This is a genomic window from Kribbella sp. NPDC059898 (assembly GCF_042730855.1).
GTDB lineage: Bacteria > Actinomycetota > Actinomycetes > Propionibacteriales > Kribbellaceae > Kribbella.
Genome location: NZ_JBHWKR010000017.1, coordinates 108,003 through 134,952, shown reverse-complemented (window position 1 = coordinate 134,952; position 26,950 = coordinate 108,003). Strand labels below are relative to the sequence as shown.

29 protein-coding genes are annotated in these 26,950 nt (G+C 68.8%); 14 read left to right on the top strand and 15 right to left on the bottom strand.

Annotated features, from left to right (window positions below; translation table 11 throughout):
- Positions 1-85: 85 nt before the first annotated feature.
- The gene (locus tag ACFV9C_RS37790; RefSeq protein ID WP_380201521.1) at positions 86-964 is read right to left on the bottom strand and encodes an NUDIX domain-containing protein; all 879 of its coding nucleotides are present in this window, start codon (positions 962-964) and stop codon (positions 86-88) included.
- A gap of 16 nt (positions 965-980) precedes the next feature.
- Entirely contained in the window at positions 981-3,140 is a 2,160-nt protein-coding gene (locus ACFV9C_RS37785; protein ID WP_380201596.1) for an RNA degradosome polyphosphate kinase, read from the bottom strand.
- 93 nt (positions 3,141-3,233) lie between these two features.
- Here ACFV9C_RS37785 and ACFV9C_RS37780 point away from each other — a divergent pair, with 93 nt between their 5' ends.
- On the top strand, positions 3,234-4,598 hold the full coding sequence (locus tag ACFV9C_RS37780) for an alpha/beta hydrolase (RefSeq protein ID WP_380201519.1): 1,365 nt from the start codon (positions 3,234-3,236) through the stop codon (positions 4,596-4,598).
- A gap of 105 nt (positions 4,599-4,703) precedes the next feature.
- Here the strand turns inward: ACFV9C_RS37780 and ACFV9C_RS37775 are convergent, their stop codons facing one another.
- The 4 genes from ACFV9C_RS37775 to mshD all read right to left on the bottom strand — a co-directional run bounded on the left by ACFV9C_RS37775 (position 4,704) and on the right by mshD (position 7,916).
- Positions 4,704-5,285, bottom strand: a complete 582-nt coding sequence (locus ACFV9C_RS37775) for a DUF6318 family protein (RefSeq protein ID WP_380201517.1) — start codon at positions 5,283-5,285, stop codon at positions 4,704-4,706.
- Between the two features lie 17 nt (positions 5,286-5,302).
- Complete coding sequence (locus ACFV9C_RS37770) at positions 5,303-5,797, bottom strand: PKD domain-containing protein (RefSeq protein WP_380201515.1); 495 nt, start codon at positions 5,795-5,797, stop codon at positions 5,303-5,305.
- A gap of 395 nt (positions 5,798-6,192) precedes the next feature.
- A complete protein-coding gene (locus tag ACFV9C_RS37765; RefSeq protein ID WP_380201513.1) occupies positions 6,193-6,804 on the bottom strand; it encodes a DUF6318 family protein in 612 nt (203 codons plus the stop codon).
- 200 nt (positions 6,805-7,004) lie between these two features.
- A complete protein-coding gene (mshD, locus tag ACFV9C_RS37760; RefSeq protein ID WP_380201510.1) occupies positions 7,005-7,916 on the bottom strand; it encodes a mycothiol synthase in 912 nt (303 codons plus the stop codon).
- A 107-nt stretch (positions 7,917-8,023) separates the two neighbouring features.
- On the opposite strand from mshD, the gene ACFV9C_RS37755 reads away from it, so the two are divergent.
- Positions 8,024-9,832 (top strand): bifunctional metallophosphatase/5'-nucleotidase, encoded by a 1,809-nt coding sequence (locus ACFV9C_RS37755; protein ID WP_380201508.1) that lies wholly within the window; start codon positions 8,024-8,026, stop codon positions 9,830-9,832.
- 182 nt (positions 9,833-10,014) lie between these two features.
- Positions 10,015-10,245: a hypothetical protein gene (locus tag ACFV9C_RS37750; protein WP_380201506.1), complete on the top strand. Its 231-nt coding sequence runs from the start codon at positions 10,015-10,017 to the stop codon at positions 10,243-10,245.
- On the opposite strand, the gene ACFV9C_RS37745 is transcribed toward ACFV9C_RS37750, so the two are convergent.
- Entirely contained in the window at positions 10,242-10,955 is a 714-nt protein-coding gene (locus ACFV9C_RS37745) for a winged helix-turn-helix domain-containing protein (RefSeq protein ID WP_380201504.1), read from the bottom strand. The genes ACFV9C_RS37750 and ACFV9C_RS37745 overlap by 4 nt on opposite strands.
- Positions 10,956-11,087: 132 nt before the next feature.
- On the opposite strand from ACFV9C_RS37745, the gene ACFV9C_RS37740 reads away from it, so the two are divergent.
- Positions 11,088-11,327 carry a MoaD/ThiS family protein gene (locus tag ACFV9C_RS37740; RefSeq protein WP_380201502.1) on the top strand — a complete coding sequence of 80 codons (240 nt, stop codon included), beginning with the start codon at positions 11,088-11,090 and terminating at the stop codon, positions 11,325-11,327.
- Positions 11,328-11,363: 36 nt separating this feature from the next.
- Positions 11,364-12,728: a hypothetical protein gene (locus ACFV9C_RS37735; protein WP_380201594.1), complete on the top strand. Its 1,365-nt coding sequence runs from the start codon at positions 11,364-11,366 to the stop codon at positions 12,726-12,728.
- On the opposite strand, the gene ACFV9C_RS37730 is transcribed toward ACFV9C_RS37735, so the two are convergent.
- The 4 genes from ACFV9C_RS37730 to arfB are packed head-to-tail and all read right to left on the bottom strand — an operon-like array spanning position 12,691 to position 14,927.
- Complete coding sequence (locus tag ACFV9C_RS37730; protein ID WP_380201500.1) at positions 12,691-13,302, bottom strand: hypothetical protein; 612 nt, start codon at positions 13,300-13,302, stop codon at positions 12,691-12,693. The two genes, ACFV9C_RS37735 and ACFV9C_RS37730, sit on opposite strands and share 38 nt — an antisense overlap.
- Complete coding sequence (locus ACFV9C_RS37725; RefSeq protein WP_380201498.1) at positions 13,299-13,865, bottom strand: hypothetical protein; 567 nt, start codon at positions 13,863-13,865, stop codon at positions 13,299-13,301. Before ACFV9C_RS37725 ends, ACFV9C_RS37730 begins: the two co-directional genes overlap by 4 nt.
- Entirely contained in the window at positions 13,862-14,488 is a 627-nt protein-coding gene (locus ACFV9C_RS37720) for a hypothetical protein (RefSeq protein WP_380201496.1), read from the bottom strand. The genes ACFV9C_RS37725 and ACFV9C_RS37720 overlap by 4 nt, the downstream gene beginning before the upstream one ends.
- A 31-nt stretch (positions 14,489-14,519) precedes the next feature.
- Positions 14,520-14,927 (bottom strand): alternative ribosome rescue aminoacyl-tRNA hydrolase ArfB, encoded by a 408-nt coding sequence (gene arfB / locus ACFV9C_RS37715; protein WP_380201494.1) that lies wholly within the window; start codon positions 14,925-14,927, stop codon positions 14,520-14,522.
- Between the two features lie 137 nt (positions 14,928-15,064).
- On the opposite strand from arfB, the gene ACFV9C_RS37710 reads away from it, so the two are divergent.
- The 6 genes from ACFV9C_RS37710 (at position 15,065) to ACFV9C_RS37685 (ending at position 19,908) form a co-directional block, all read left to right on the top strand.
- Positions 15,065-15,496 carry a TlpA family protein disulfide reductase gene (locus ACFV9C_RS37710; RefSeq protein WP_380201491.1) on the top strand — a complete coding sequence of 144 codons (432 nt, stop codon included), beginning with the start codon at positions 15,065-15,067 and terminating at the stop codon, positions 15,494-15,496.
- A 60-nt stretch (positions 15,497-15,556) separates the two neighbouring features.
- On the top strand, positions 15,557-16,507 hold the full coding sequence (locus ACFV9C_RS37705; protein ID WP_380201489.1) for an RDD family protein: 951 nt from the start codon (positions 15,557-15,559) through the stop codon (positions 16,505-16,507).
- Between the two features lie 270 nt (positions 16,508-16,777).
- Positions 16,778-17,224, top strand: coding sequence for a DUF4395 domain-containing protein (locus tag ACFV9C_RS37700; protein ID WP_380201487.1), 447 nt, complete (start codon positions 16,778-16,780; stop codon positions 17,222-17,224).
- A gap of 13 nt (positions 17,225-17,237) precedes the next feature.
- Positions 17,238-18,086, top strand: a complete 849-nt coding sequence (locus ACFV9C_RS37695) for a sulfurtransferase (protein ID WP_380201485.1) — start codon at positions 17,238-17,240, stop codon at positions 18,084-18,086.
- A gap of 3 nt (positions 18,087-18,089) precedes the next feature.
- Positions 18,090-18,386, top strand: a complete 297-nt coding sequence (locus tag ACFV9C_RS37690) for a DUF1416 domain-containing protein (RefSeq protein ID WP_209697529.1) — start codon at positions 18,090-18,092, stop codon at positions 18,384-18,386.
- A 355-nt stretch (positions 18,387-18,741) separates the two neighbouring features.
- Entirely contained in the window at positions 18,742-19,908 is a 1,167-nt protein-coding gene (locus ACFV9C_RS37685; RefSeq protein ID WP_380201483.1) for a choice-of-anchor P family protein, read from the top strand.
- A 95-nt stretch (positions 19,909-20,003) separates the two neighbouring features.
- On the opposite strand, the gene dtd is transcribed toward ACFV9C_RS37685, so the two are convergent.
- Positions 20,004-20,429 carry a D-aminoacyl-tRNA deacylase gene (gene dtd / locus ACFV9C_RS37680; protein ID WP_380201481.1) on the bottom strand — a complete coding sequence of 142 codons (426 nt, stop codon included), beginning with the start codon at positions 20,427-20,429 and terminating at the stop codon, positions 20,004-20,006.
- Between the two features lie 92 nt (positions 20,430-20,521).
- On the opposite strand from dtd, the gene ACFV9C_RS37675 reads away from it, so the two are divergent.
- A complete protein-coding gene (locus ACFV9C_RS37675) occupies positions 20,522-21,343 on the top strand; it encodes a 3-keto-5-aminohexanoate cleavage protein (RefSeq protein WP_380201479.1) in 822 nt (273 codons plus the stop codon).
- Here ACFV9C_RS37675 and ACFV9C_RS37670 read toward each other — a convergent pair.
- The gene (locus ACFV9C_RS37670) at positions 21,289-21,726 is read right to left on the bottom strand and encodes a hypothetical protein (RefSeq protein ID WP_380201477.1); all 438 of its coding nucleotides are present in this window, start codon (positions 21,724-21,726) and stop codon (positions 21,289-21,291) included. The two genes, ACFV9C_RS37675 and ACFV9C_RS37670, sit on opposite strands and share 55 nt — an antisense overlap.
- A complete protein-coding gene (locus ACFV9C_RS37665; RefSeq protein ID WP_380201475.1) occupies positions 21,723-22,850 on the bottom strand; it encodes a molybdopterin-dependent oxidoreductase in 1,128 nt (375 codons plus the stop codon). Before ACFV9C_RS37665 ends, ACFV9C_RS37670 begins: the two co-directional genes overlap by 4 nt.
- A 163-nt stretch (positions 22,851-23,013) precedes the next feature.
- On the opposite strand from ACFV9C_RS37665, the gene ACFV9C_RS37660 reads away from it, so the two are divergent.
- Together ACFV9C_RS37660 and ACFV9C_RS37655 are read left to right on the top strand one after the other, a co-directional pair.
- The gene (locus tag ACFV9C_RS37660; RefSeq protein WP_380201473.1) at positions 23,014-23,571 is read left to right on the top strand and encodes a hypothetical protein; all 558 of its coding nucleotides are present in this window, start codon (positions 23,014-23,016) and stop codon (positions 23,569-23,571) included.
- 2 nt (positions 23,572-23,573) lie between these two features.
- On the top strand, positions 23,574-25,748 hold the full coding sequence (locus tag ACFV9C_RS37655; protein ID WP_380201471.1) for a hypothetical protein: 2,175 nt from the start codon (positions 23,574-23,576) through the stop codon (positions 25,746-25,748).
- A gap of 576 nt (positions 25,749-26,324) precedes the next feature.
- On the opposite strand, the gene ACFV9C_RS37650 is transcribed toward ACFV9C_RS37655, so the two are convergent.
- Positions 26,325-26,687: a DsrE family protein gene (locus ACFV9C_RS37650; RefSeq protein WP_380201469.1), complete on the bottom strand. Its 363-nt coding sequence runs from the start codon at positions 26,685-26,687 to the stop codon at positions 26,325-26,327.
- Positions 26,688-26,950 lie beyond the last annotated feature (263 nt).

Genomic DNA, 26,950 nt, shown 5'->3' with positions numbered 1-26,950 from the left:
TTCCTCGGGTAGGAACATACCCGTCACCTCCAGTGTCACCCGGACGCGGCTGCCGCCGTACCGGGATCGTCACCGAGCCGTGTCGCTAGGGTGCGCTGAAGCGTTCCTGCACCGTGCGGCCGTCCGTCAGGCGGTGGGCGACCAGGAACGAGCCGGTGGCGAACTTGCCCACCTTCAGGCCGAGCTCCCGGGACAGCGCGGGCAGCACCGGGCGGTGCGAGCAGACGACGGTCACCTTGCCCGGGCGCCACACCCGGTCGGCCAGATCGCGCAGGCCGTCCGGGTCCGCGTCGTACCCGCGCTCGGAGAGCTCCGGCCACAGGTGGATGTGGCGGTCGATCGAGGCGGCGTACGGCGTGACCGTCGCGACGCAGCGCCCCGCGTCGCTGCTGATGATCCTGTCCGCGCCGAGCGTCTGCAGTACGCCGGCCAGCGCCTCCGCCACCGCGGTACCCGGACCGCTGAGCGGACGGAGCGTGTCCTTCCCGTCCCAGTCCTTCCGCTTCACCGCGTCCGCGTGCCGTACGACGACCACCGTCGCGACCACGGGCACCACCTGCTCGAGCGCGTCCAGGATGTCCACGTCACGCGGGTAGCTCAGCCTCCCGCGGGCCTTGTCGACGGAGAGCCAGCTGATCTCGTCCACTTCGTCGTTCGGCTCGAACGCGCCGTCCTCGACCGGTACGGCGGACCAGTAGTGCACGAGCTTCTCCGCCGTACCGCCGTTCTTGCGGATCGGATAGCGCTGCGTCCCGAGCGGCGGGCCGAACACCACCCGCTGCCCGGTCTCCTCCTCGATCTCCCGCCGCGCACCGAGCAGGACGTGCTCGTGCGCGGTCAGCTTGCCCTTGGGCAGGGACCAGTCGTCGTACCGGGGACGGTGCACCAGCAGCACCTGCCGGGCGTCGCCGCGTTCCCGCCAGACGACACCACCCGCGGCGATAACGGTCGCCGGGTTGCTCATACAGCCACCCTAGGGGTCAGCTGACCGGGTCGATCGCGCGGCGCCGGCCGCGGGTCCGGATCAACCGTTCCTGCAGGTCCCGGAGCGGCGTACCGTCCGGCCCGGTCAGCCGGGGGAGCCAGTTGTCGTCCGGCTGCAGCCACCAGGAACCGGTGCCGTCGTCGAACGCCAGGTCGAACATGTCGCCCAGCTCCGTCACGTGGTCCGGCTCCTTCAACTGCACCAGCACCTCGACGCGGCGGTCCAGGTTCCGGTGCATGAGGTCGGCAGAACCGATCCACACCTCCGGCTCACCGCCGTTCTCGAACAGGAACACCCGGCTGTGCTCGAGGAACCGGCCCAGGATGCTGCGGACCTGGATGTTGTCCGACAGCCCGGGTACGCCGGGACGCAGCGTGCAGATACCCCGGATCCACAGTTCCACCGGTACGCCGGCCTGCGACGCCCGGTACAGCGCGTCGCACAACGCCTCGTCGACCAGGCTGTTCACCTTGATCCGGATCCGCGCCGGGCGGCCCGCGTGGTGGTGCTGGATCTCCCGGTCGATCCGCTCGACGAGACCCCGCCGTACCGACTGGGGAGCGACCAGGATCCGCCGGTAGCCGGCGCTGCGACCGAAGCCGGACAGGTGGTTGAAGAGCAGCGCTACGTCCTCGGTGACCACCTTGTCGCTGGTCAGCAGCCCCAGGTCCTCGTAGAGGCGGGCCGTCTTCGGGTGGTAGTTGCCGGTGCCGATGTGCGCGTACCGGCGGAGACCGTCCGGCTCGTCACGGACGACCATCGACAGCTTGCAGTGCGTCTTCAAGCCGATCACGCCGTACACGACATGGCAGCCCGCGTGCTCGAGCTGACGGGCCCACTTGATGTTCGCCTGCTCGTCGAACCGCGCCTGGATCTCCACCAGCACCAGGACCTGCTTGCCGGCCTCGGCCGCGTCGATCAGCGCGTCGACGATCGGGGAGTCACCGCTGGTCCGGTACAGCGTCTGCTTGATCGCCAGCACGTGCGGATCCGCCGCCGCCTGCTCGATGAAGCGCTGCACGCTGGTCGAGAACGAGTCGTACGGATGGTGGACCAGTACGTCGCGCTGCTTGAGGGCGTGGAACATGTCCGCCGGGTTCGCCGTCTCCACCTCGGACAGGTGCGGGTGCGTCGACGGTACGAACGCCGGGTACTTCAGCTCCGCCCGGTCCAGGCTCGCGATCGCGAACAGGCCACGCAGGTCCAGCGGGCCGGGGAGCTCGAACACCTCCGCCTCGGTGACGCCCAGCTCGGACAGCAGCAGCGCCTTCACCTGCGGGTCGATCGACTCCTCCACCTCGAGCCGGACCGGCGGGCCGAACCTCCGGCGCAGCAGCTCCTTCTCGAGCGCGGCCAGCAGGTTCTCGGCGTCGTCCTCCTCGACCTCGAGGTCCTCGTTGCGGGTCACCCGGAAGGTGTGCTGCTGGATCACCTCCATGCCCGGGAACAGCTGCCCCAGGTGGGTGGCGATGACGTCCTCGAGCGGCACGAACCGGCCGTCGGCGACGTTCACGAACCGGGGGAGCAGCGGCGGCACCTTGACCCGGGCGAAGTGCTCGCCGCCGGTGTCAGGGTTGCGGACCACGACCGCCAGGTTCAGGCTCAGGCCGGAGATGTACGGGAACGGGTGCGACGGGTCCACCGCCAGCGGCGTCAGCACCGGGAAGATCCGCTCCCGGAAGAACCGGGTCATGTCCTCGCGCTCGTTGTGCTCCAGCTCGTCCCAGCGCAGGATCTCGATGCCCTGCTCGGTCAGCGCCGGCTGCACCGACTTCCGCCAGGTCTCCGCGTGCCGGTCCATCAGCTCGCGGCTCTTCGCCAGGCTGCGGTCCAGCACCTCCCGGGGCAGCAGCCCGCTGGCCGCGCGGACCGCGACCCCGGCAGCGATCCGGCGCTTCAGGCCGGCGATCCGGACCATGTAGAACTCGTCCAGGTTGCTGGCGAAGATCGCGAGGAACTTGGCCCGCTCGAGCAGCGGGATCTGGTCGTTCTCGGCGAGCTCCAGGACCCGCTGGTTGAACGTCAGCCAGCTCAGCTCCCGGTCCGAGAACCGGTCCGCCGGGAGGTCGCCGGCCGCACTGATGTCGTACGGCGGTTCTACGTCGTACTCCCGGTTGTGGGACGCCAGCAAGTCTCCAGCCACGTCGACAAGGATCCCACCCTTTCGTGAACAACGGGTAGCCGTCCGCGCGTTGCCGAATGTGACGTTTTCGTTGCCTGCCGGCCGCTCTTGCTAGCGTCACTCCTCGTGAACCTACGACTGGACTCGGTACTGCGGGACACGCTGAACGCCTCGGCACTGCGGGACACGCTGAACGCCGTACAGGCGAATGCGCTGGCCCCGCTGTACGCGCTGCCCCCCGCCGTACGCCGCCGCCTCGCCGGCGCCCCGATCCAGATCGACGGCAACACCCTCGACCCCGACATCCAGCTGCTCCTGCGCCTGGACAACCTGTTGCCCCACACAACCAAGACCGACGCCGCCACCGCCCGCGCCCACTTCCGCCAGCTCTGCAAACTCATCCCCGGCACACCCGCCGAAGTACAACGAGTAACCGACCTCACCGTCCGAGGCGCCGCCGGCCAACTAGGCGCCCGCCTCTACACCCCCCGCCCCGGCCCAACCACCACCCAACCCGCACACGGCCCATCAACCAACGCCGGCACCTCCTCCACCACCCCACCCACCCAAGCCGGCGGCCCGACCGCGCTCGCCGGTGCAGGCGGCCCCGGGGGGCCTGCCGGATCCACCGCGTCCACCGGGCCGGCCTCTAGCGCCGCGGCCGCCGGACCCTCCGGGCCTACGGCGCCCGCCGGGCAATCCACGTCGGCCGAGGCCGCCAAGGACGCGGCGAGAGCCGCCTCCGCCGCGTCGACGGGTCGGGCGTCGCGCGATGGAATCGGTCGTGGGCTGCTGGTGTTCTTCCACGGCGGCGGGTGGGTGGTCGGCGACCTCGACACCCACGACGCGGTCTGCCGCTCGATCGCCGCCGAGGCCGGGATCCGCGTCCTGTCCGTCGACTACCGCCTGGCGCCCGAGGCCCCCGCCCCGACCGCCGCCGAGGACGCGATCGCCGCCTTCACCTGGGCCGTCGACCACGCGGAGGACCTCGGCGTAGACCCGAACCTGGTAGCCGTCGGCGGCGACAGCGCCGGCGGCAACCTAGCCGCGGTCGTCGCCCAGCAAACCGTCCGCCGCGACCTCCCGCACCCGGCCCTGCAGGTCCTGCTCTACCCCGGCGTGGACCTGGTAGCCCGCCGCCCCAGCCGAGACCTCTTCTCCGAAGGCTTCATCCTCACCGAAGAAGACATCATCTGGTACCGCGACATGTACACCCCCGACCCCGCCCTCCGCCCCGATCCGATCGTCTCCCCCCTCCGCGCCGAAGACCTCACCGGCCTCCCCCCGACCTACCTGACCACCGCCGGCTTCGACCCCCTCCGCGACGAAGGCCGCGACTACGCCCAAGCCCTCCAAGCCGCCGGCAACCCCCTCACCCACATCCACCACCCCACCCTCCCCCACGGCCACACCAACCTCCTAACCCTCCCCGGCCCCACCCGCCAAGCCCACACCCACCTCACCAACCACCTAAGAGACACCCTCAGTTAGACCACGCGGACAATCTCCACGACATCGCGCCGTCTGCCGACTCGTCGCGAGCGGTGCCGGGGGGAGCCCCCATGCTGTTCGAGCTGGTGGGTGGGCCTCAGAGCCTCATTGCGGCACAAGCTTCATTTCGTACATGACCCATGAGCCCTGTTGCGGTGACAGGGTGAACTCGCGCTTGTACCGGCGAACCGCGCTGGTGACAGGCTTTCCCGAGGCGTCGTTGGACGTGTACGAACCGATGGTGACGGCGGCGTACCCGCCGAGGCGTCCGCTGTCTCCCCGGAACACGTCGGGTACGTCGGTGACGCGCTCGAAATAGTCGCCCTTCAACCCGCCATTGGCCGCGTTCACCTTGTGCACATAGTCCGAATACGCCTTGCACAGCTGGCAGCCGGCATCACTGGCGGACAACATCGGCGCGATGTCGCCGGTGGTCGACGCGTAGTTCATGACGCTGACGTAGTACCGCACGAAGGCTTTCCCCGCGGGCAGGCTGGTGCCGGTCGCAGCCTGCGGCCGTTGAGGTGCGCTGCTCGGGTCAACTGAAGACGGGGCAGGCGAACTCGCCACCGCGGTCGTGCTGGGGGTGCCCGTGTTTGTACAGGCAGACAAAAGGGTGCTGGCGGCCAGGCAGGCGAGCAGTGCCCGCGTCAGCCCGGGGCGGTGCGTCGCATCGTCAACTGTCATGGGTGGTGAGGCTCGGGTCAGCGCCCCGGGTCAACCAGTACCGGTACGGCTTCGCGGACCTGGAGGAGGGTGGCGGGGCCGGTGATGGGGACGGTGCCTTCGATGTACTGCCAGCCGGTGTCGGCGACGTTGAAGCGGGCGGCGTAGTTGGTGGTGACGGTGATGCCTACGCCTTGGCGCTTGCGGTACTTGTGGGTGATGTCGGCCGACGGGTACGGCTTGCCGGGGGTACTGGTGGTGACCGTCGGGGAGCCGTCGCCGAAGTCCCAGGTGTAGCTGATCGGCGTGGCTTCGACCACGACGGGGAAACCGAGCAGTGTCACGGTCGTTGTCGACACCTTGCTGTCGTCGGTGTAGACGATCGTCGCCATGTTCACCAACGTCTTACCCTTCGGCTGCACCTTCACCGACAGCCCAGGAAAGACGATGTTCTTGGTTTCCTTGCGCACTTCCTCCCAGGTGATGTCCTCCGGCCGCGGCGGCACCACCTTCGGCGGAACATTCGGACGCACCTTCCCCACGATCCGCCGACTCATCTGACACCGAGTCGGCCCGGGAACCGTCCCGTCGGGCTGCACACGACCACAGATACCTAGGTTTAGTTCGAAGTCGTCCTTGGCCGAGCTCGGTGTGTTGTCTCGACGCTGACTGCCTCGCGGATGTCGGTCGCCCGACGTCAGTTTGGTATTCGGAGAGGGCTTCTTCGCCGGAGGGGTGTGCTTGCCATGGCGCTTGATGATGCCCTCCTGGCTTGCTTGGGCTCCTTCTCGCGTCGGTGTCACATCTACGTCGGCCCGGGTAGGTATCCGCGTCACTGACGAGTGCATGGCGGCGCTCGCCTCAACGGTCCCCGCGAACGCGACGCACGCGAAGATCGACACACTCAGACCTATTGCGGCAGCCGGATTCATGATTGCGGAACCAGGCTCATTGCCGACATAACCCAGGAGCCGTTGAGCGCGCTCAGCGTGAATTCTCGCTTGTACTGCCGCACAGTGCTCGTCACTGGCTTCGCTGACGGAGAGTCCTTCGAGGTGTAGGCGCCGATCGTCACTGCCGCGTATCCGCCGACACGCCCTCCGTCTCCGCGGAAGAGGTCAGGTACGTCGTTGACGCGCTCAACGTAGTCGCCGGTCAGGCCTCCGTTGGCTGCGTTCACCTTCGAGACGTAGTCGGCGTACAGCTTGCACTGACTGCACGCCGGCGAGGTCGCGGACTTCATCGGTGCGACATCACCGGTCGTTGAGGCGTAGTTCAGGAGTTCGATGTAGTACCTCACGAAGGACTCCGCTGCGGACAGGCTAAGTCCGGTGGCAGCCTTCGGGCGTTCAGGTGCACCAGTGGGCGTAGCTGAGGTCGCGCTAGGTGACTTTGTCTCCTGACTGGTTGCCGCAGAGGACGGCGGTGGGGCTGTGTTGGGTTGGCCGGCTTTGGGGCTGGGGGTGGTGCAGGCGGTTAGGAGTGTGGTGGTGGCTAGGCAGGCCAGTAGGGCGTGGGTTGGCCTGTTGCGGTGTGTCACGAGTGTCAGCCCTCCGTAGTTGACACGAATCGTAACCGGGGTGTCGGGGCGGGGGCGATGTCAAAAGGTGCAGGTGTGGATAAGGCCAGGAGCCGCTCGGCTGGGGGGTTAGAGGCTCGGGCGGCTCCTGGCTGATGGGGGGACGGGTGGGGGTGGGGATTTATGACGCGGAGGGGGTGGGGGAATCGTTGTGATGGTGGTCACTGTGGGTGAGGGGCGTACTGGATGTCCAGGGCGGCGGTGGTGAAGCCGAGGGTGGTGTAGAGGGTGCGGGCGGGGGTGTTGGTGCCGTCTACGTAGAGGACGATCTCGTCGAGGCCGCGGTCGTTCTGGAGGTGGTGGAGGCCTTGGAGGGTCAGGGACTTGCCTAGGCCTTGGCCTTGGAAGGACGGGGACACTCCTACGACGTAGACCTCGCCTACGCCGTCCTCGACCTTCGTCCAGTGGAAGCCGGCTAGCTCCCCGGTTGCAGAAACGGCCAGGAAGAAGCCCTCAGGGTCGAACCACGGTTGCTGGAGGCGTTCGGCCAGGTCGGCGGCGGTCCAACTGCCCTGCTCGGGGTGGTCCGCGAAGGCAGCGGCGTTGACCTCCAGCCAGGCGGCGTTGTCCTGGCCAGGGACGAACGTGCGTACGGCGATCCCGTCCGGCCACACCGGTGCCGGCAGAGGAGCCCTGGTACGGCGGAGGAAGTACAGCTCGCGTGTTACCTCCAGATCGAGGCGCTGGGCGAGTTCGTCGGCGCCAGGCAGCCGCCCGTGCGCCCACACGCGAGTACGCGCGCCGCCGTGGTCGAGCAGCATCCGGAGCAGCGCCGTACCGAAGCCCTGCCGGCGATAGGGGACACCAACGACGAGTTCGGCGGAGCCGTCGGGGGACAAGGTGGCGTACCCGGTGAGGTTGCGGGCGCTCTGCAGGCCGCTGACCTCGATGGTGCCGGGCTCGCCGGAGTACGCGAGGACGTGGACGTCGCCGGGATGCTCGCCGTCGAGGTGCAGCAGGGTGCGTTCGGACAGCGGGTGGACGCCGTCGCTTTCTGCTGCGGTACGGGCGAGTTCCGTGACGGCGGCGGCGGTGGCCGGGGGCAACGGGGAGGGAACGGCTTCAAGAGTCACCGGAACACAGTAAAAGGTTCAGCTGAGTTCATTCTCAGGTTCTGGAAAGAGGGTTTGCTGCTCAGGTAACTTCAGCGGACTCATCTACCAAGAACACGGAGAACGACATGGCACGAGACAGAGCACGGCTGGGGGGACGGCGCGCTGCTGGTCTGCTCGCCGCCGGGGCGGCCGTGGCGCTTGCCTTGGCCGCGGGGGGATCCCTGAGCCAGGCGGGGGCTGCGACCCAGTCCGCCGCCGCGCCCGAGGCGACCGCCGTACAGGCAAAGAAGCCGACGCACTCGCAGATCCAGTTGCTGGCGATCAACGACTTCCACGGCAACCTGGAGCCGGCGACCGGTTCGGGCGGCAACATCAACGGAATCCCGGCGGGCGGCGCGGCGTACCTCGCCACGCATCTGAAGGAGCTCCGGGCCGCCGCGAAGGCCAAGGGGCAGGACTCGGTGACGGTCGCCGCGGGTGACCTGATCGGTGCCTCGCCGCTGCTGTCGGCGGCGTTCCACGACGAGCCGACGGTGGAAGCACTGAGCGGGATGGGACTCGAGGCTGCGTCGGTGGGCAACCACGAGTTCGACGAGGGCTGGCACGAGCTGCTCCGGATGCAGACCGGCGGCTGCCTGCCGGACGGCGACGGGCAGAACAACCAGAACTCCTGCCCGGACCCGAAGCACCCGTTCGAGGGCGCGAAGTACAAGTACCTGAGCGCCAATGTGTTCTTCACGAACACCCAGAAGACGCTGTTCGCGCCGTACACGATCAAGACCTTCAAGGACGGCAAGAAGGTCGCGTTCATCGGTATGACGCTGGAGAACACGCCGAACATCGTGACCAAGTCCGGTGTCGAGGGCCTGACCTTCAAGAACGAGGTCGCGACCGCGAACGCGCTGGTCCCGGAGCTGAAGAAGAAGGGCGTGAAGTCGATCGTCGTGCTGCTGCACGAGGGCGGGTTCCCGGCCGACCCGAAGGCGTACAACAGCTGCCCGGGGATCTCCGGCCCGATCGTCGACATCAACGCCGGGCTGGACCCGGAGATCGACGCGATCATCTCCGGCCACACCCACCAGGCGTACAACTGCTCGCTGCCGGACAAGGCCGGCAAGCCGCGGCTGGTCACCAGCGCATCGTCGTTCGGCCGGCTGGTCACCGAGGTCCGGCTGAGCATCGACAACGCGACCGGTGACGTCGACCGGACGAACACCCTGGCGCAGAACCAGATCGTCACCCAGGACGTCGTCCAGGACCCGAAGACGGCCAAGCTGATCGCGAAGTACAAGGCGCTGGTCGCGCCGATCGAAAGCAAGGTGATCGGCCACCTCAGCATCCCGTCGGTGGTCCGCACGAACGACGACTCGCTGGAGTCGCCGCTCGGCAACCTGATCGCGGACGCGCAGCTCGCCGACCCGTCGGTGGTGTCCGGCGGCAGGACGCCGGTGGCGGCGTTCATGAACCCGGGCGGTATCCGCGCCGACCTGGCGTCGAACGCCGGCGCGGTCACCTTCGGGCAGGCGTTCACCGTGCAGCCGTTCAACAACTTCCTGGTCTCGATGGACATGACCGGGACGCAGATCAAGGCCCTGCTGGAGCAGCAGTTCTCCGGCGTGAACGGCTCGGACGCCCCGAAGTACAAGGTGCTCCAGGTCGCGGGCATCACCTACACCTGGAACCCGGCCGCCGCGGCGGGTTCGAAGGTCGTGGCAGGCTCGATCAAGATCGGCGGGCAGCCGCTGGTGGACGGTACGTCGTACCGGATCGTCACGAACAACTTCCTCTCCGACGGCGGTGACGGCTTCCCGGCCTTCACCACCGCGGCGAACAAGGTGTTCGGCGGGCTGGATATCGACGCGTTCGCGAACTACCTGAGCGCGCACGACCCGTACACCCCGGTCGCCACCGACCGGATCTCGCTCGGTTCCTGAGCGGCAAACCCCGGAAGGGCCGGTGCGGCGACGCACCGGCCCTTTTTCGCATCTTTTCGCGATCCTGGTACCTTGCGTACTCAGGCACTTACGGAAGGTGAGTGATGGCGCACGTTGCTCCGACCTCGCACCGCCGGGCCACTCGCGCGTCACATCGGGGTCATCGCAGCGCGGACGGGCCGGTGCAGATCACCAGTTGGCTCGGTCTGGCGTTCGCGTTCGTGGTCGGGTGGGTCCTGACGTTCCAGTCGCACGTCGGCGTGCACGCGGCCGGCGTCACGCTGCTGGTGATGCTGGTGCCGATCACGATCGGTACGTTCGTGGCGGCGTTCAAGCAGGGCATCGGTTCCTGGCCGGCGGCGCTGACGACCGCGGCCGGGCTCGCCTTCACCCTGCTGAAGTTCTTCTTCTAAACCTGCGCGTCCGCCGGTTCCCGCGTGCTCGGCGCGGGCGGTACGACGAACCGGTACCCGACGTTGCGGACCGTCCCGATCAGCGCCTCGTGCTCCGGCCCGAGCTTCGCGCGCAACCGCCGTACGTGCACGTCGACCGTCCGGGTGCCGCCGAAGTAGTCGTAGCCCCAGACCTCCTGGAGCAGTTGCTCGCGGGTGAACACCCGGCCCGGGTGCTGCGCGAGGAACTTGAACAGCTCGAACTCCTTGTACGTCAGGTCGAGCGCCCGCCCGTTCAGCTTCGCGGTGTACGACGCCTCGTCGATGACCACGTCGCCGCTGCGGATCAGCGTGGACTCGGGCTCGTCGTTCCGGGTCGCCGCGAGCCGGCCGATCACCAGCCGCAGCCGGGCCTCGATCTCGGCCGGGCCGGCGGTGTCGAGCAGTACGTCGTCCGCGCCCCAGTCGGCGTTCACCGCGGTCAGACCGCCCTCGGTGACGACCAGGATCAGCGGTACGTCGATCCCGGTCGTGCGGATCAGCCGCGACGCGCTCCGGACCGCGACCAGGTCACGCCGGGCGTCCAGCAGCACAGCGTCGGCGTCCGGGGCGTCGACGAGCGCGGAGACCTCGGCCGGCAGGATGCGGATCTGGTGGGGGAGCAAGGCGAGCGACGGCAGCACCTCGGTGGAGGCCTGCAGCGCGTTCGTCAGCAGAAGTAACGTGCTCACGCCGTCTCCTTGTGCTGATAGTGCACGTCAGGCCCCAACGGCGTCGTTGCCGGGGGCCTGGGACACACTGGTTCGCAACAGCAAGATGACATAATAGCGGAAGACTTAACCGATGAGTGAGGCGCGGATCAGATGCCGGAAGTGACCATCAGGTACTTCGCTGCCGCACGTTCGGCGGCCGGCAGCTCGTCGGCGACCGCAGAAGCGGGTTCGATCGGCGATCTGGTCAGCACCGTGTCGACCGACCGGCCGGAGCTGGCGCGGGTGCTGTCGATCTGCACGTTCCTCCTGGACGGCGAGCGGGCCGATTCCAGCACACTGCTGAAGCCGGGCGCGCTCGTCGATGCCCTGCCGCCCTTCGCCGGCGGCTGACCGGACTCCTCTCGGGGTACATTCGTCGCCGTGGCGATGGAGTCGGGGACGCTACTCACTACGGTGGGGCGGGCGGGGGTCCTGTTCGGGAAGGCCTGGCCGCGGTTGGCGGCGGTCTTCCTGGTGGCACAGTTGGTGCACCGTGGCCTGCAGTGGGTCGCAGTGCAGGCGGGTGCGAAGGCCGAGGCGGCCGGGATCGCCGTACTGGCGTTGCTCGTCGTCGTGTCGCTGGCGATGTACGTGACGATGTTCCTGGTGCTGCGGAGCGACCTCCCGTTCCACAGGCGCGCTGTTGCCGAGGGCATGCTCGCGCCGGACGGTATGGAGCCCGGGAGCGAGCACAAGCCCCTGGACGCGGTCGCTGCCGCTCTGTTGCCGTTCTTGGCGTTCTACGCGGCCTACAAGTTCCTGCAGAACGAAGCGCTCAACTACGAGTACCAGCTTGCGGTCAAGAAGGTGAACGACACTGTCGCGAACGTTCTGACCGGCGGTGCGACACCGCAGCAGTCCGAGGGGCTGCAGTCCTTGTCGACCTGGTTGTTCATCGGCCTCGGCGTGACGGCGTACCTGCTCCGCTTCGTGTTCAAGAAGTGGAAGAAGGAGAAAAAAGGCCCGGTCCGCAAGCTGTTCGTCACGTACCTCGAGGCGCTCTGGATCTTCGTGGTCGTGTACCAGGCGACCTCGGTGATCCCGCCGCCGATGACGTGGCTGAAGCAGCGTGTCGTCTGGCAGTGGCTGCAGGACGGGTACACCTGGGTGCTCGACCATGTGCTCGGCGTCGACCAGGTCCGCGAGGTGTGGGACTCGGTCACCGCGTTCGTCGCGGCGGGCATCGGTGACCTGTGGAGTGCCGCCGTACTGCCGTTGATGTGGATCACCATGACCGCGGTCATCTACGGCCGCGTCGTGCAGAAGCCCGACAAGGTGCGCTGGCGGTTCGACCGGATCACGCACCGCTGGCAGCAGACGCCGCGGATCGTCCGGGTGGCCGGCAACTCGGTGGTGGCCGACTGGAAGGAACGCTGGATCCCAGTGGTGCAGGCGTTCCGGCTGGTCGTCCGTTCGGGGCTGCGGCCGATGCTCGGGTACTTCCTGGCCTGGGCGGTGGTCACGTTCGCCGCCAGCGGCGTGTGGATCGCGCTCAAGCTCTGGGTCCTCGGGCCGCACACGCTCCAGTTCTGGCAGGTCGTCGACGAGCCGCTGAGCCTGCTCACGGACGGCCTGAAGATCATGCTGCAGGTCAGCCTGCTCGCTGCGGCGTACGACCGGATGATCGGCGGCCTGGCCGGCTACCTCGGGCCGCGGACCCGCGCTGTCCACGAGCAGCCGGCCGGCGACCAGGGCGTCACCGACCTGAGCGCGGCTACCTCGGGAATGCCAGGTACTGAGGGAGCTTCGTAGCCCACGTGATCGTCGGTTGCACGCTGCCTGCGACCGACGTCGGTACGACGAAGATCGCGACCGTCTCGAACGGCTTCCCCGCCGTCGGCTTCAGGTAATACTGCGCGGCGGCACCCCGCCAGCTCTCCGGCTTGTCGTCCGTACCGCCCGCGCAGCCTGTCGGACGGTCCTGGTAGTCGTCGGCGACCACGGTCTCGTCCCAGGTCCGGCCGTCCGGTGCGCGGAGGTGCAGTGAGCAGCCGCCGAGCCCGTCGAGCGCGGACAGCTTGTCCACCTGCAACCGGAAGTACACGCGGATCCGGGTGGTGTCCGGCGGGAGCTTGTCCTCGGTGCTGTGCCCGCCCTGTAGCGGCTGCGGGTCCTGCTCGACACTGGCGGCGTACCAGGTGGCGCCGTTGTACGACGTACCGCCCGCCGCGACCTGAACGGGATCGCGGGGCTCGCCGTCGTACCAGGACTTGTAGTCGCTGTGGGTGGTCCACCAGCCGGCGAACGGAATCGTCACGACGAGAGCGCCGAGCGCGATCGAGTTCTTCCGGAACCAGCCGCGGCGGGCACGCCGTGCGCCGCTCACTGGTCGCTCGCATCGGTCAGGGCCACGACGTCCTCGACCTTCGGAGTGTCGTTGCCGAGCGGGACCGTGACCTGCGGCTCGAGGTCGTTCAGGATCGACTTCTCCATCACCAGGAACGTTGCCCCCGGCACCTTGTCGGCCGGCATCTCGACCACGAACGAGCCGCGGACCGGGATGTCCGGGGAGAACTCGGACCCGGTCAGGTCGACCTGGTCGAGGCCGCTGCGGTTCGAGCCCAGGTAGGTGATGCCGTCCGCGGACCGGATCTTCACGCCCATGATGTGCATCGGCTCGCGGGTGGCCGTGACGGTCGCGTCGACGACCACGAAGTCGGTCAGCGAGTCGCGGTCCGGCGTGGAGAACGGGATCCGGAGCTTCTTGCCGACCCGTACGTCGTTCACCGTCAGGTCGAACCGCGGCGTCTTGACGGCGCGCCCGACGATGCCCTTCACCGGGGTCGGATCCTGGATGTCCTTCTGGTCCGGCGTCCACCGGTAGAGCGCGACGATCGCGACCAGCACGGCGATCGTCAGCCCGATGTTGGCGAGCTTCCGGCCCTTCACTTGCGGTTGTCCTTCACCTTGACCGTGCTGTCCGCGACGATCTTGTCCGGCAGCCACTTCTCGTGGTGGTCGAGGATCGACTCGTCCTCGTGCTCGTAGCCCTGGACCGTCAGGCTGACCTCGGTCGGCAGCTTGGTGCCCTTCGGGAGCTGCCAGACGAACGCGACGTCCTCGGTGGCGTCCGGGGTCAGCACCGGGTTCATCGTCGCGTCGCGGAGGTTGGTCGAGCCGAGCGGTCCGGCGTCGTCCTTCACGCCGGGGACGCCGATCAGCCGGATCATGTCCAGCGACGGCGTCGTTCCGGTGTGGTCGGTGACCTTCAGCTTGGTCACGACCGCCAGCAGGACGCCGCCCGGCTCCGGGGTGAACAGCGGCTTCAGGTCCTTGACGATCACCGCGCGCTGGATCGTGACCTCGTACTGCCCGGCGTCGATCGCGGTTCCGGCGGCCACCTGCGGCGTCTCGTCGCCGGCCTTCCTCAGCCCGCCGAACGCGGCGGCGACCACCAGCAGTACGGCGCCCGCGCCGATCGACCAGGTCTTGACCGAACGGCCGCGCACCTTCAGATCCTGGAACTCCGGGAGCTCCTCGTCCCCAGTTTCCCCGCTCCCCGTTTCCTGCACGCCCGCAAGCGTAACCACGCCAGGGGGCGGTTCAGTCGTTCGGCCGGCCGCGGAGGCGCTTGGTCTCGCCGCGGCGCTTCTTGTCGTCCAGGCGGCGCCGTACGGACGCCTTGCTCGGCTTGGTCGGACGGCGCTTGCGGGGCGGCGGGGCGATCGCCTCGCGCAGCACGTCCGCCAGCCGTTCGCGCGCGGCCTCCCGGTTGCGGAACTGCGACTTGTACTCCGACGCCGCGATCGTCAGTACGCCGTCCACCAGCCGCGACTGCAGCCGCTCCAGCGCGCGCGTCTTCAGTACGTCGCTCAACGCCGACGTACCGGCCACGTCGAAGCTCAGCTCGACCCGGCTGTCCGTGGTGTTCACGGACTGCCCACCAGGCCCACTGGACCGCGAGAACCGCCAGGCCAACTCCGCCTCCGGCACCACCACCCCCGAACGCACCGTAACTCCACTCTCCACAGCTCCTATTAGACCGGAGCACAATCACCAGTTGTTCATCCCGGGGACGGGGAGGACAGCTTCTCAGTAGGTGAAACGGGCGGTTGAAACGTGAACGGGGCGTCGTACCGTTGGTAGCTGTGAGTCTTGGGCTGTGGGTGCTGGTCGGCGCGGTAGTCGCCGGTGTGGTTCTCAGCGTGCTCAAAGCGTGGGTGGACGGGCGGTTTCGCGGGAAGAGCGAGGACGACGTGGAGCGGGTGACGGCCGCGGAGGTCGGTGCGGAGCTGGGTGAGCGGGCGACGCTGCTGCAGTTCTCGTCCGCGTTCTGCGCGCCCTGCCGGGCCACCAGGCGAACGCTTGCCGAGGTCGAGGGCATGGTGGACGGTGTGCGCCACGTCGAGCTGGACGCCGAGTCGCACCTCGAGCTGGTCCGCCGCCTGGACATCCTCCGTACGCCGACCACGCTGATCCTGGACGCGACCGGCGCCGTGGTGAAGCGCGCCAGCGGAGCACCCCGGAAGCCGGACGTGATCGCCGCGCTGGCCGCCGCGATCGACCGCCAGCCGAGCTGACACCGTCCGTTACGTGCCACCGGATGGCCAACGCCCCGGGCTGTAGGCAAGACTCTCCCGGTGAGCTCTCAAGCAGCAGGTTGGTACGACGACCCTGAGGACCCGGCCCAGCAGCGGTACTGGGACGGCAACGCCTGGACGGATCAGCGTCGCCCGCAGCAGGGCCCACCCGCGTTCCAGGGCCAGTTCGGCCAGCAGCGGCCGGCTGACTTCCCGCAGTACGGCGAGCCCGCACAGCACGGCCAGGTGTACGGCAGCCCGCAGCCGCAACAGCCCCCGCAGCAGGACCAACCGCGATACGGCCAACGCATCCCGGGCTACCAGCCGCCACCTGCTCAGCCTCAGTACGGGCAGCCCCAGTACGGGCAGCCCCAGTACGGGCAGCAGCAATACGGTCAGCCCCAGTACGGTGCGCCGCAGCAGTACGGCCACGGCCAGCCGGGCGGCTATGGCTACCCGGGCCAGCGGGTCCACACCACCCCGGACGGCCAGTTGCTCTCCGGCTGGTGGCGCCGGGTGTTCGCCCGAATCCTCGACGGGATCATCGCGGGCCTCATCGGCCTCCCGCTGACCGGCTACTTCATCTACCAGTACTCCAAGGTGCTCTGGGCCTACTTCCAGGACACCCTGGACCAGGCAGCCGCCGGTACGCCGACAACCACCACCACCCTGCCGCCCGAGGTCTACAAGTGGATGATCCCGGCGACACTGATCAGCCTGCTGGTGTCTTTCGTCTACGAGTACCTGTTCCTCACCAAGAAGGGCGCTACGCCCGGCAAGATGGCGCTGGGCATCGCGGTTCGGCTCCGCGACGTACCGGGGAACCCGCCGGGGAGCGCGGTGCTCAAGCGGTACGGCCTGTACATGGGCATTAGCCTGCTCAGCGCGATCCCGCTGGTAGGCACCCTGTTCAGCTTCGGAGCACTGCTGAACGACCTGTGGCCGCTGTGGGATGACAAGAAGCAGGCCCTGCACGACAAAGTGGCGGAGACCAACGTCGTCCGGCGCTGATCCAGAATGTGATCAGTTGTCTCACTAGATGGGACCAGTGGTAGCGGGCCCGCCCAGGTTCCGTACTCTCGACACGTGGTTTACACGACATGGCTGACGAAGCGCAGGGCAGTGGACAACTGCCGGGTGCGCTCATCGCTGTGTCGACGCCGCTGACCAGGCGGCGTCCCGAGCGCTGCGGAACCGGTCGCTGAGCACGGTTCCGCGTACGTCGTCTCCCGCACACCCGGGCGGGTTCCGGCTCGACATCCTCCTTCACCGGGAGTCGTCATGTCCGAACAACAGGCGGCACAGCAGGTCGATCCACGCGGTCTCCGGTTCGCGGCCGCGATCACCACGGTGGTCCTGGCGCTGACGCTGATCCTGAACAACCCCTGGCCGCTGGCGGTGCAGGCCGTCGTGTTCGCGGTCTCGGTCGCGTTCGGCGTCCAGGCGTCGCCGTACGGCTGGCTGTTCAAGCGGCTGGTGCGGCCCCGGCTGGGCAAGCCGAAGGAGCTGGAGGACGCGGCCCCGCCGCGGTTCGCCCAGCTGGTCGGCCTGGTCTTCGCGGTCATCGGCCTGGCTGGGTACTTCAGCGGCCTGACCGTGCTGGGAGTTGTCGCGACCGGATTCGCCCTGGTCGCCGCGTTCGTGAACGCGGCCGTCGGGCTCTGCCTCGGCTGCGAGGCCTATCTGCTGATCCACCGCATTCGTACGCCATCCACCGCTACCAACTGAGAGGCAGCACCACATGAGCAGGGAAACCGCGCTCGTCTCGGCCGACTGGGTCGAGGAGCACAAGAACGACGACGGCGTTGTCCTGGTCGAGGTCGACGAAGACGTCTCGGCGTACGACGCCGGCCACATCGCCGGCGCGATCAAGCTGGACTGGAAGGACGACCTGCAGGACGCGGTCCGCCGCGACTTCGTCAACCAGGAGCAGTTCAGCGCGCTGCTGTCCGAGCGGGGCGTGAAGAACGACGACACGGTCGTGCTGTACGGCGGCAACAACAACTGGTTCGCGGCGTACGCGTACTGGTACTTCAAGCTCTACGGCCACGGTGACGTCCGGCTGCTCGACGGCGGCCGCAAGCGCTGGGAGCTGGACAGCCGCGAGCTGACCGACGAGGTCGTCAAGCGCGAGGCCACCCAGTACGCGGCGAAGGAGCCGGACCTGAACATCCGGGCCTTCCGCGACGAGGTCGGCGAGGCCATCGGCGTGAAGAACCTGGTGGACGTCCGGAGCCCCGACGAGTACGCCGGCCGGCTGCTCGCCCCGGCGCACCTCCCGCAGGAGCAGGCGCAGCGCGCGGGCCACATCCCGACCGCGGCGAACATCCCGTGGAGCAAGGCGGCCAACGACGACGGCACCTTCCGCGCCGACGACGAGCTCAAGCAGCTGTACGCCGACGCCGGCGTGGACTTCGGCAAGGACACCATCGCGTACTGCCGGATCGGCGAGCGCTCGGCGCACACCTGGTTCGTGCTGCACGAGATCCTCGGTCAGCAGAACGTGAAGAACTACGACGGCTCCTGGACCGAGTGGGGCTCGCTGGTCGGCGTACCCGTTGCCCTCGGCGACGAACCCGGAAAGGCCTGACACATGTGCGGAGCGAAGCAGGGCGGCCTCGACCTCAAGGGCGTCGACGTCGACAAGGAGGCCGTGATCCAGGGCCAGGTGCTGCGCGGCGAGGAGCCGGTCGGCGGCGCGTACGTACGGCTGCTGGACAGCACGGGTGAGTTCACCGCCGAGGTCCCGACCTCGGCCACCGGGCACTTCCGGTTCTTCGCGGCGCCGGGCAGCTGGACGCTGCGCACGCTGGCCCCGAAGGCCCAGCCGGTCGACCGCCAGGTCGTGGCCCAGTACGGCGAGGTCGCGGAAGTGGCCGTCACCGTCTGAGCAGTTGCTCGTTACACAAGGTGCCACCCCCACCAGACGGTGGCCCACCCTGAAGTAAGCACCGAGGGGCCCGGACCTTGCGCGTCCGGGCCCTTCGGCATGCCCGGAACTCCTTGCCGGGCAGGGATTTCGCGGACATCGCATCCGGGTTACGGGGTCACCGGCGAATCCGGCCGGGAATGTAACGGTTTGATCTCGGAGCGCGGTCGGCTCGTCACCTAACGCAGTCGACCGAGTTGTGTCTGTGTCCTGACCCGCAGTTCGGGTCACGTCATCACTCAGGGAGGAGGGGTCAATGCGACCCCGCATCGGATACAAGAAGCTCGCTGCCGTCGGTGTTGCGGCGGTTGTCGGCGTGGCTTCTACGATTGCGCTGACGTCTGGTTCCGCGTCCGCCTCGCCGGTCTTCGGCTACAGCGGTTACTCGTACGGGACCGATGTCGAATCCGGGCTGGCGAACAGTGGCCCGCAGGTGATCAGCAAGTTCGGTTGCACCACGGACGCCAACAAGGCTGACAAGAACGACATCGCCGCGGCGAACGTGAACGGGCAGGCCATCGCGCGCACGGTCAAGACCGACACGCACGGGTTCAACAACGCCAGCGGCACCGGCGTCGTGAGCACCGCGACCGCCGCCGACGTCAAGGTCGGCAACCTGCTCACGCTGACCGGCGTGAAGACCACCACCACGTCGAAGTACTCGAAGGGCCAGCTGTCCTACACCGGCAGCACCACCTTCGCGGGCGTGAAGATCGGCGCGATCTCGGTGCCGTCGCTGCTGAACCCCGGCCCGAACACCAAGGTCGCCGTTCCGGGCCTCGGCTACATCGTGCTGAACCGCGTCGGCGGTGTGAAGACCGCGTCCGGCATCTACTCGTACGCGCAGGCAGTCGTGCTGCACGCGACGGTGAAGAACCAGTTCATCCCGCAGGGCGTCGACGTCGCGGTGCTGAAGACCCGCGCGGAGATCTCGAAGCCGGCCACCGCGCTGGTGATCGGTTCGGCGTACGGCACCAAGGCCACGGCCGACAAGCTGGTCGTCTCCGACGCCACTTCGCTCCAGACCACCTGCCAGGGCACTGAGGGCAAGACGGTCCGGGTCGCGGTCGGCGAGCTGAACATCCCGAAGGTCGCCTACGTCGGCGGTGTCTACACCACCAAGAACGGCGCCATCGGCGAGAACAAGTCCTACATCAACTTCACCTCGCACGTCGCGGGCGTGAAGGTGGGCAGCCTGTCCATCGGCGCCATCGAGTCCTCGGCCTCCGCGTGGAAGACCAAGGACAACAAGGCCGGCGTGAGCTCGTCCTCGACGATCGCCTCGATCAAGGTCGGCGGCAAGACGTACGCGGTGCCGACCGGCGAGAACAAGACCCTGGACATCCCGGGCATTGCTCGCCTGACCTTCAACCAGGTCATGCGGCAGAAGCGCTACATCGAGGTCAACGCCCTGGTCATCGACGTCTACAGCCTGAACACCAAGGTTGTCGTCGGCCACTCGGCCGCCGGCGTCGTCAGCTGATCACGGCAGACACCATCTGAAACACGGCTGAGTCGAACCTCACCGACCCAGAGCACCGGCCCCCGGATCCCGCACGGATCCGGGGGCCGGTTCCGTTATGCGTCCAGGATCAGCGTGACCGGGCCGTCGTTGGTCAGGGCGACCTTCATGTCGGCACCGAAGATCCCGCGCTCGACCTTGGCGCCCAGGTCCCGCAGCGCGGCGCAGAACGCGTCGTACAGCGGCTCGGACACAGGCCCGGGGGCGGCCGCGCTCCAGGACGGGCGCCGGCCCTTGCGCGTGTCGGCGTACAGCGTGAACTGGCTGATGGCGAGGATCGGCGCCTGCTCGTCGGCGGCCGAGCGTTCGCCCTCGAGGATGCGCAGCGTCCAGATCTTCGCGGCCAGCGCCGCCGCCTTCTCGACGGTGTCGTCGTGGGTGACTCCGAGCAGGATCACCAGCCCGGGCCCGTCGATCGCCCCGACCACCTCGCCGTCCACGGTGACCGACGCCTGACTGACTCGCTGTACTACGGCTCTCATGGATGTATCTTCTCGTGCAGGAGATCATCCGGTCATCGGACCCATTGACCGGCAAATATCCGTTTCTGGACCCGATCTGGCAGGATTCGTCCATGGCGTCGACTCTGATCACTGTTGCCCCCACCGGTGCCGAGACCGCGAAGGCGGACTGCCCGGCGTTGCCGACCACGCTCGACGAGCTGGTCGGGACCGCGAAGCGCTGTGAGGCCGCGGGGGCCGCGATGATCCACATCCACATCCGCGACGGTCTCGGTCGGCCGACCCTCGATCTTGGCCGGTTGACCGAGACGGTCGCCGCCGTCCGGGAGAACACCGCGCTGGTCGTGCAGCTGTCGACCGGCGGGGCGGTCACCGATCCGTACGAGCACCGCCTGCGCGTGCTGGATGCGGCGCCGGACTCCTGCTCGCTGACGGTGGGCACGGTCAACTTCGGCGACGACGTGTTCATGAACCCGTGGCCGTTCGTCACCCAGCTCTTCCAGCTGACGCAGGAGCGCGAGGTGGTCCCGGAGTTCGAGCTGTTCGACCTCGGCCACGTCGCCGCGCTGCACCGCCTGCTGGACAAGTACGGCCTGCCGTACGGCGGGCGCGTGCACTGCGATCTGGTGATGGGCGTCCCCGGCGGCATGCCCGGTACGGCGGACGCCCTCGTTGCCGCGGTCAACGCCCTGCCCGACGCCGTCACGTCCTGGTCCGCCACGGGCATCGGCCGTACGTCGCTCACGGTCGCGCTGGCCGCCCTGTCGAAGGGCGGCAACCTCCGCGTCGGTATGGAGGACACGCTGACGCTCGCGAAGGGCGTACCGGTCACGCACAACGCCGAGCTGGTCGAACGTGCCGCCGCGCTGGCGACCCTGGCTCAGCGGCCGCCGATGTCGCCCGACGAGGCCCGCACCCTGCTGAACGTCAAGTAGGCGGCCGCGCCGATCGCCACAATCGTTGCCTCCAGCAAGAGCCAGTCCCGGAGATAGTCGCGCGGGAGGACGGTCGGGTTCACCCCGGTGCCCTGCCTGAAGATCAACGGCAGGGCGATCAGGCTGGTGACCCCGACGTACAACAAGGTCGTCCGCACCACCCCGACCGTCCGATGCGCCCCAGGCCTCCGCGACCACCTCATCACGAGCCACCCGACAACGACTGTCAGTGGAGCAATGACGAAGTCATCCACTACCACCGCCCCACCCAGCCACAGCGGCAACCGCACCAACCCCCGCACGTCCACGCTCTGCAGCAGCTCCCGACCACCCCACAGGGCCATCAGAACGCCGACGGCCACCAGACCGATTCGCACCTTCATGTAACAACCTCCAGCCGATGAACCCACTTCGTCTGCAAAACCCCCGGCCGATTGGGTGCGATGATCCGCGCCGGAAACCCGTGGTCCAACGCAAGCTCTGCACCATTCAGCCGCAGCGCCAGCAACGTCAACGGATCCGCCGCGAACTCCTCCGGCAACTCGCTCGTCCCGTAGAACCCGCCCTTCTCCATCGACACCACCCGGACCCGCGACCTGGCCGGCGCTCCGCAGAGCTCCAGCAGATCCCGCACCCGGACCCCTTCCCAGCGCGCGCCTTGGCTCCATCCCTCGACGCAGGCGATCGGCAGTACGGACCGGCTCTGCGTCAGGTTCCGCAGCTCCTCGATGCTGTACGACAGCACCCTCGGCCCCATGACCGTGAACCGCCAGTCCGCGTCGATCCCGCCGACGCCCGCCGCGGCCGCCGTACGGTTCACCGGCAACCCTTGCGGGCCGATGTTCGGCTTCCTCGGTGCGAGCACGGCAACCGGACCGAGCGGCGTCGCGGACTGCCCCGCTGTGGTGATGCCGACCAGCGCGGCCGCTCCCGCCACCGTACGGAACAGCCCGCGGCGGGTGAGCCCGGTGGTCTCGGCCGGGAGCGATTCGGGCCGGCGTTCCGGCGTACGCCGCCAATTGGCGCGGATCAGGGGGAGCTTGACGGCGAGATGGACGAGCAGGGCGCCGACGATGATCCACGCGAGCGCGTAGTGCGTCTGGCGGAACGGGAACGGCCAGGGGTACCACTGCAACGTGTTGACGAACCCGATGAAGAGTTCGAGCGCCATTGAGGAGACGAGCACGAGGATCGACAGCCGCTCGATCAGCTTGGCGAGATTGAGGTCCGGCTTGGCGAAGAGCTTCGGGTAGACGGTCCAGAGTTTGGCGAGCAGCAGCGGTACGGCGACGGTGCCGCTGATCACGTGCAGGCCCTGGGTGACGCGGTACAGGTTCGCCGGGCGGCTCGGGACGGGGAGCCAGCTCGGGGTGTCCTGGAGGAAGTGGCTGTAGAGACCGGTCAGGAAACAGACCACCACGGTCGTCCCGAGCCAGCGGCCGATGACGGTCGCCACCCGCGGATGGTGCAGCGGCGACGAGAACGTCGGTGGTGCCGGGAGCTTCATGTTTCCACTACAACGCAGCCGGAGGCGGGTGAACGGCGTACGACGGTTACTGCTCGCGAACGGCGCACCCGGAACCAGTTGTCCACAGGTCTGCGATCGACGGCTCTCGGTGGTACCGATCGGGGCATACTCTTGGTCAACTTGACGAAGGGAGTGTGGCGGCGTGAAGACGCAGGAGCGGTCGTCCGACGACGACGAACGCGCGATGGCGGACCTGGCCGAGGTCGGCGACTGGCGTTCGATCTGGGGTCCACCGGCCACCGGTGCGGAGGCGATCCGCGCGATGGTCGACCGCGTCACCGCCGCCACCGGCTGGCGCCCGTGGGCGCCGGGCGACATCGATCCCGACCGCTACACCTGGGGCCTGGTCACGCAGCGCGAGACGGTGATGCTCGTGCTTCCGGACGCCGTGCTGCCGGAGAGCCCGCGCAGCGGCTGGTCGGCGTACGAGATCGGCCCGTCCGAGCTCCCGCTCGCCGAGGAGGGCCTCGACCTGCACTGGCCGGCCCAGCTCCAACTGGCCCGGCAGTTCTGGGGACCGCCCGTGTACGTCGGTCCCGGCGACGACGTGCGCATCCCGCCGGAGTGGCGCGGCCGCCGCCGGCACCTGGCCGTCTGGCTCCGCCCGGGCGCCGAGTTCCACCTGTACGCATCCCAGCCCGGCCCCGACGAAGACGCGGCCGGCTTCGCATACTCCGTCTATGCCAGCGAGGTGTCGTAACCATGTCGATGACGCACACCGGTGACGAGCACCTCGACGAGATCCTCGCCGCGCTCCAGCGCGCCGGAGCGGACCTGAAGCGCATCGTCAGCTCCGGTCGCCGCTTCTCGCAGAACCTCTGGTCCAGGCTCACCCGCTCGCAGCGGCAACGCTCGGGGATCGAGCGGGTCGTCAACTCCGCACGGTTCGACCCGGGCGTCGACCGGGCGATGCAGGGCGTCGACCCCCGGGTGCGTTCCCGTGCGGCCGAGGTTTCCTCGCTGGAGGCGTCCGTCAACGACAACGACCGCCTGATCAGCGACCTGAACGCGCAGCGTCAGGAACAGCAGCAGCGGATCGACACGCTCCAGCGCGACCTGGACCAGGACCTCAACAACGACCGCGACCGCGACGGCATCGACGACCGGATCGAGGACCGGACCGACCGCGACCGGAACCACGTCGACGACAACGTCGACCGTGACGACCGCACCGACCTGCAGAACGACAACGCCAACGATCGCGACGGCGACGGTGTCGACGACTCCGTCGAGCGCCGCGAGGAGCAGCGCGCCGAGGCGGACCGCGAGCGGGCCGAGCGGGACCGGCGCGAGGAGCAGGACCGCACGACCGAGGACGAGTCCCGCCGCGGCATCGACCCGGCCGCCGCCGCGGGCACGGCCGCCGGCGCCGCGGTGGCCGCCGAGGAACTGCGCGACCTCCAGGAAAACCAGGACGAGCGCGACCAGTCCGACAAGGCGGACGACCAGCAACAGGCCGCCCCCGACAGCGACCTCGACACCACCCCCAACACCACCGACCCGGACCGCGACCCGGCCCTGGACACCAACGACCCGGCTAACGCCCCCGCCCTCGACGCGAACGACCCGGCCCTCGACCCGAACGACCCGTCGAACGCCCGCACCGACGACCCGTCCCTGGACCCGAGCAACGCGTCCGCCCTGGACGCGAACGACCCGTCCCTGGACCAGGACACCCCCGCCTTGGACGCGAACGACCCGTCCCTGGACCAGAACGCCCCCGCGAACAACCCGTCCCTGGACGCCAACGACCCGTCGCTCAACCAGAACGAACCCGGTGCCGACGGCACCGAACCTGGCGTGGACGGCACCGAACCTGGCGTGGACGCCAACGAACGTGGTGTGGACGGCAACGAACCGGGTGTCGACGGCAACGACCCGGCCCTGGACACGACCGACCGGGCGAACGCCCCCGCACTCGACGCGAACGACCCGTCGCTCGACCCCAACAACCAGTCGAACCCGTACGTGACGGACGACCCGCAGCTGGACACCCCCGCCGCCGACGCCCAGCAACAGAACGCGGACCTCGACACCGACCTCGGCACCGACGGCCCCGAGTCGACCACCGACCCGTACGTCACGGACACGTCCGTCGACCAGGACGGCCCCGACGTCAACCAGGACGGCACCAACCCGTACGTCACCGACACCGCGGTCGACAACAACCTCGACCAGGACGGCACCGACCCGCAGGCCACCGACAACAACCTCGACCAGGGCGGCCCGGAAACGACCCAGGGCGGCGCGAGCCCGTACGTCACCGACACCGCCCGCGGCACCGACTTGGCCCAGGACGAAGCAGACCTCGGCCAGGACCAGCAGCCGGACACCGGCCCCGACCAGACTCCCCAGGTCGACGCGCCGCAGGCCGACGCACAGACCGAACAGCCCACCCAGTCCCAAGCACCCGAGCAGGCCCCGCAAGGCACCGAAGGCCAACAGCCCCAGCAGGGCAGTGAAGGACAGCAGCCCCAGCAGCCGCAAGGCCCGAACGCGCCGAACATGCAGGACGTCGCCTCCGCCACCCAAGGCGCCGTCGAGGCCGAGGCAGAGGCCCCCGGCCAGGGTGCCGCTCCCGAAGGCCAAGGCAACCAGCAAGGCCCCCAGCGCCGCCAACCCGACGGCCACGCAGAAGACGCCCTGCTCGACGGCAACCGCGAGCAGCACGCCCCCGGCCAGAACCTCTCCCCCCAAGAGGTGGCCCACCTGGCCGACAAAACCTCAAAGGGCCACGCCCACGCCTCAGGAGCAACCAGCGCCGACGCAGGCGTCACCTCCAACGACCGCCCCGGCACCGCCGGCCAGCAAGCCCGCGACCGCACCGCCGACCGAGGCGACCGAGGCCGAGGCGACGACGGCGGCCGCAGCCGCTAACCCAACCCCCACCCCAACCACCGGCAACCACCACCCACAACCGACCTCCCGCCCATCCACCGGCACCTGCACCCACCGGCACCTGCACCCACCGGCACCTGCACCCACCGGCACCTGCAACCACCGGCACCTGCAACCACCGGCACCTGCAACCACCGGCACCTGCAACCACCGGCACCTGCAACCACCGGCACCTGCAACCACCGGCATCGGCAACCACTGGCGTCGGCAACCACCGGCGTCGGCATCGGGCATCTCGGGCGTCCAGCACCGCAGGCTCCAACCACCAGCCTGCGGTGCTGGCTCACGCCCGCGTGGGTCCGGCCGCCCACGTACGCCGTTCGAACGCTGCGCGCGGCTGCTGCCCGGGGCCCGCGTCTCGTACCCACCCGCCGCCGTACCTCACAGCCGTCCACCGAATCCCGCTCGCGCACACCCCGGCACAGACGAGCCCCTCGCCGAGTCGTGGCGATTGGCGGACCCCACTTTCGCCGAGTCGTGAGTATCGGCTCGCTTTTGCGACCGGGATCCACGACTCGGGGAGATGGTGCCGGACCAAACGCCACGACTCGGCTGTCAGTAGACGATTGCTTGGGTGTTTTCGGTGAGGATTTCTTCGGTGAAGGTGGGGGCGCCGGAGATGCGGGTGCCGGGGAGGATGTCTGCTTCGGTGAGGTTGCGGCGTTTGGCGCATTGGGTGCAGACGGTGAGCTGACCGCCTTCGAGGACCGCGGTGAGGAGGTCGGCGAGCGGGGCGGCGTGCGGGAGGTCGAAGGATTCGGCGCGGCCGGGGACGGCGAACCAGACCGCTTCGCCGGTGAGCCACAGCGAGACCGTCGCGCCGGCGGCGACGGCCGAGGCGGCGACCGTGAACGCCTGGTTGGCGCGCTCAGCTTCCTCGGCGCCTGCAGTCAGCTTGATCACCAGCGAACGAGACATCCCGCCACCGTAGCCGAACCCCCCGGACCACCTCTCCCCGGCGCAGGAGCCCGCTCCACTGGACCCCACTCCACTGGACCCCCGCACTCCCCAGGACCACAGGACCCGGGACGGCGCACCAGGGGAGTTCGTACCCACCGGAGCCTGCACCACGGGAGCCTGCACCGCGGGAGCCTGCACCGCGGGAGCCTGCACCGCGGGAGCCTGCACCGCGGGAGCCTGCACCGCGGGAGCCTGCACCGCGGGAGCCTGCACCGCGGGAC